3 protein-coding genes and 1 pseudogene are annotated in these 4547 nt (G+C 68.9%); 2 read left to right on the top strand and 2 right to left on the bottom strand.

Translation table 11 applies throughout. From position 1 onward, the window contains the following. Positions 1-199 precede the first annotated feature (199 nt). A complete protein-coding gene (locus JF597_RS52910; RefSeq protein ID WP_294014103.1) occupies positions 200-1384 on the top strand; it encodes an acyl-CoA dehydrogenase family protein in 1185 nt (394 codons plus the stop codon). Between the two features lie 40 nt (positions 1385-1424). Here JF597_RS52910 and JF597_RS52905 read toward each other — a convergent pair whose 3' ends face one another. Next, on the bottom strand, positions 1425-2117 hold the full coding sequence (locus JF597_RS52905) for a haloacid dehalogenase type II (RefSeq protein ID WP_294014101.1): 693 nt from the start codon (positions 2115-2117) through the stop codon (positions 1425-1427). A 110-nt stretch (positions 2118-2227) separates the two neighbouring features. Next, positions 2228-3113 (bottom strand): annotated as a pseudogene (locus JF597_RS52900) (type I glyceraldehyde-3-phosphate dehydrogenase). A gap of 289 nt (positions 3114-3402) precedes the next feature. Between JF597_RS52900 and JF597_RS52895 the strand changes: the two are divergent. Next, positions 3403-4547: FAD-dependent monooxygenase (locus JF597_RS52895; RefSeq protein ID WP_294014099.1), on the top strand; the 1145-nt coding region annotated here is incomplete at its 3' end.

The raw sequence follows: 4547 nt of genomic DNA, 5'->3' as shown, positions 1-4547 counted from the left end.
AACGTAGCGATGCATGGGGGGGGAGCCTTTCGCGGAGGGGTGGCCGGGTGGGGGGCCGAGCGCGCGGGGCGGAGGTACGGCCCACGTTCACCTCGGGCTGGATCGCATCAACAGCACGGCCGGAAGCGGACGTTGACACCCGGCAGGTTCGGCGTCACGGTGAGGGTTCGCTGCGCAACGGGGCCCCGGAGGTCTTGCCTTGGCTGGTTCATCCGCACCGACTTCGGACGCCGACCTCGTCGAACGTGTACGGAAACTCCAGCCTCTCATCCGTTCGCACGCCCTGCGCACCGAACGGGAACGCCGGGTGACCGGCGAGGTCGTCACGGCTCTCACCGACGCCGGGGTCCCCCGCATGAACGTGCCCCGCCGCTACGGCGGTTACCAGATCTCGGTGCGTACGCAGGTCGACGTACTGAGCGAGGTCTCCGCCGCGTGCGGGTCGACGGGGTTCATGGCGCTGATCCAGGCCGGGTGCGCGTTCATCGCGGCGCTCTTCCCGGACGAGGCGCAGGACGAGATCTTCACCGGCCCCGACGTACGGGTCAGCGGCACCCTCGTACCGAAGGCGAGGGCCCGTCCGGTGGACGGCGGTTACGTGGTCGACGGAACCTCTCCGTTCGCCACCGGCTGCCAGGACTCCGACTGGCACCTGCTGACCGCTGTCGCGGACTCCGGGGGCGGCCCACCGGATCTGCTGTGGACGGCCATCCCGATGACCGAACTCGACGTGCTCGACGACTGGCACGTCTCCGGTCTGGCCGGCAGCGGCAGCAACAGTGTCGTCGCCCATGACGTCCATGTGCCCGCCCACCGAGTGCTGCCCCTGGGGCCGTTGCTGGGCGGATCTTTCCCCTCCCGGCGCAACAGCGCCGACCCCTTTTACGGCATGCCCGTCCTCCTGCTGTTCTGCGCCTGGACAGCGGCCGGCGCCCTCGGTCCGGCCCGGGCGGCACTGGCGGAGTTCGGCGAGCGCATCCATCAACGGGGCATCACCTACACGATCCACGAGCAGCAGCACGCCGCCCCGCTGACGCACCTGCAGTTCGCCGAGGCGGCGATGAAGATCTCCTGTGCCGAACTGCTCACCGCCGACTTCGTGTCGCTGATCGACGCCCGGGTCGCGGACGGCAATCCGTACACGCCGGAGGAACGGGCCCGGATCCGGGCCCAGGCCGGCTATGTGGCGCGGCTGTGCAAGGAGGCCGTGGACCTGATCGGTTCCGCATCCGGCGCGTCGTCGCTGCGTCTGGAGGTGCCGGTCCAGCGTGCCGTGCGGGACCTCAACGCCCTGAGTCTGCACTCCTTCGTCAACCCCGCCGCCAATCTGGAGCTGTACGGGCGGGTGTTGTCCGGGTTGGACGCCGGTACGCCGTTCCTCTAGCGCGCCTCCCTCCGGCCACCGGCAAATGGCGGCCGGGGATCTACCTGTCCGTCAGCGCGCCGACCAGTTGGTCCAGTCCGTCGAACCGTCCGTCGAAGTCGTCGTGGTCCGTCGGCGGTTCCCCGACGGGCCGATGGACGTAGGCGGTCCGCATCCCCTTCGCCTGGGCTCCGCGCAGGTCCCAGGCGTGAGCGGCCACCATGAGGACGCGGTCCGGTGCGCATCCTGCGGTGTCGAGGGCGAGTTGGTACACCTCCGGGGCCGGCTTGTAGGCCTGGACGGTTTCGGCGGACAGGGCCTGGTGCCAGCGGAGTCCGGCGTGGGCGTTGAGCCGGAGCAGCACGGTGTGTGCGGCGTTGGAGAGCCCGAGTACGGGGAAGTGCGGGGACAGCTGCTCGAGACCGGCCGGAGAATCGTCCCAGGGAGGCAGTCGCCGCCCCGCCGTGGCCAGCCGGGCCACGGTCGACGTATCGGTGAACGCGGCCTGAGCGGCGACCAGTTGAGCGGCTTCTGCGTCGATGACCGAGGTGCTGGCGTACGCACGGTCGCCCTGGCCGATGCGTTGCTGCTCTCGTTCGCCGTACCGCTGCCACAGCGCGAGCAGTTCGTCGACCTGCGCCTCGTCGGACCCGGGCACCGCTTCACGGATCCCCGCTCGAAGCCCGCTCGGTTCGTCGACGAGAGTGCCGAGGACATCGAAGACGACGACCTCGATGCCACGGATGGCGGCCATGCGGACTCCCGTCGACGCCGATGTCATCTACTCGACCGGTGATGATCCTGTCATCCAGGATCATCACCGGCCAAGACGGTCACGCGCGGCTGTCCGTGTCCGGGTCCCGGTCAGCCGTTGGCCAGGAGCTCCAGCGTGTCGATCACGCGGTTCGAGAAACCCCACTCGTTGTCGTACCAGGCGACGACCTTCACATGGCGGCCCTCGACGCGGGTCAGGGCCGAATCGAAGATCGACGACGCGGGATTGCCCGTGATGTCCGAGGAGACGAGCGGGTCCTCCGAGTACTCGAGGACGCCCGCGAGGGGCCCCTCGGCGGCGGAGCGGTAGGCCGCCAGTACGTCCTCGCGGGTCACGTCACGCGCCGGTCGTCGTGGGCACGATGTTGACGCCGGCGGCGCGGGCGCGACGGGCGTCGCGGTGCGGGCCGTCCTGGAGGTTCTGCTCCTGGGTGTAGGCGTGCACGGTCGTCATGAAGCCGTGCTCGATGCCGGCGAGCTCGTCGAGCACATGGGCGAGCGGTGCGAGCGCGTTGGTCGTGCACGAGGCGTTGGAGACGATCGTGTGCACGTCCGGGTCGTAGGCGTCGGTGTTGACCCCGTAGGCCAGCGTGACGTCGGCGCCGTCCGAGGGCGCGCTGACGAGGACCTTCTTCGCGCCCGCGTCGAGGTGGGCGCGGGCGGCCTTGGCCGAGGTGAACCGCCCGGTGGCCTCCAGCACGATGTCGACGCCGAGCTCGGCCCACGGCAGTTGCGCCGGTTCACGCTCGGCGAGCACGGTGATGCGACGGCCGTCGACGACCAAGGTGTTGCCGTCGACGGTCACCGGACGGCCGAGTCGGCCGGCCGTGCTGTCGTAGGCGAGCAGCCTCGCGAGAGTGGCGGGCTCGGTGAGGTCGTTGACGGCGACGACCTCCAGGGCGCTGTCCCGTTCGAGGAGCGCGCGCAGCACATTGCGTCCGATGCGGCCGAATCCGTTGATGGCGATGCGAGTCATGAATGGTGTCCCTTCCCTATGCCCACCAGGCTCGCGCGCGGCATCGCTCGCTGACAGTGGCGGGATCGCCATGGTTCAAAAGGATCGCGCCACACGCTCTTTGGAAAGGGTTGGACGGAGCAATGCCCGGGCTTGTAGCTTGCAGTCGACCGCGACGCCGCCCGAGGAGGTGAGACCCATGAACGCTGTATCGATGTGGGTGCTCCCCCTTGCCGTCACGGTCGGGCGATTGACGTAGGTGTCGCCGGGAGCGCCTCCACCACAAGGCACTCCCGAGAGGCAACACCTCATGTTCGACGTGATCATTTCCGGCTGCGGGCCGACTGGCGCGATGCTGGCCGCAGAACTCCGGCTGCACGATGTGCGGGTACTCGTTCTGGAGAAGGAAACCGAGCCCCCGTCCTTCGTGCGCATCGTCGGTCTGCACATGCGCAGTCTTGAGCTGATGGCCATGCGCGGACTACTGGACCGAATGCTCGAACACGGCAGAAGGCGTCCGGTCGGTGGGCTCTTCGCCGCCATCGACAAACCTGCGCCCAAGAACCTGGATTCCGCGCACGCCTATCTGCTGGGCATCCCGCAGCCAGTGATCGAGCGCCTGCTCGAAGAGAACGCGACCCAACTGGGTGCGCAGGTCCGGCGCGGCGGTGCGGTGACTGGTTTCGAGCAGGACGACGAAGGCGTGACCGTCGAGCTGACCGACGGCGAACGGCTGCGTTCGCGCTATCTCGTCGGCTGTGACGGCGGGCGCAGCACGGTGCGCAAGCTGCTCGGCGTCGGCTTCCCCGGGGAGCCCTCGCGCACCGAGACGCTCATGGGCGAGATGAAAGTGGGTGTGCCGCAGGAGGAGATCGCCGCGAAGGTGGCCGAGATCGGCAGGACCAATAAGCGCTTCTGGCTCAGGCCCTTCGGGGAAGGCGCGTACAGCGTCGTAGTGCCTGCCGCGGGAGTCGGCGATCGTGCGGAACCGCCCACCCTCGAGGACTTCAGACAACAGCTGCGCGCTGTCGCCGGAACCGATTTCGGCGTGCACTCCCCGCGCTGGCTGTCGCGCTTCGGGGACGCCACCCGGCTGGCCGAACGCTATCGGGTGGACCGGGTGCTGCTGGCCGGCGACGCGGCACACATCCATCCGCCCACCGGTGGACAGGGTCTCAACCTGGGCGTTCAGGACGCCTTCAACCTCGGCTGGAAACTGGCCGCACAGGTCCGCGGCTGGGCGCCGGAAACACTGCTGGACACCTACCAGGCCGAACGCCGTCCGGTCGCCGAGGACGTGCTGGACAACACCCGCGCCCAGATGGAACTGCACTCCACCGAACCGGGCCCGCAGGCCGTGCGCAGGCTGCTCACCGAGCTGATGGACTTCGACGAGGTGAACCGCCACCTCATCGAGAAGATCACCGCGATCGGTATCCGCTACGACTTCGGCGA

The organism is Streptomyces sp. (assembly GCF_019510245.1).
Taxonomy (GTDB): Bacteria; Actinomycetota; Actinomycetes; order Streptomycetales; family Streptomycetaceae; genus Streptomyces.
Note: the sequence above shows the minus strand (reverse complement) of the source record. Positions and strands in the feature narration are given on the sequence as shown.

Bases quoted from the DNA above. Each gene is read 5' to 3' on its own strand.
- JF597_RS52905 (WP_294014101.1), bottom strand. From the start codon at position 2,117: ATGGCCGCCATCCGTGGCATCGAGGTCGTCGTCTTCGATGTCCTCGGC.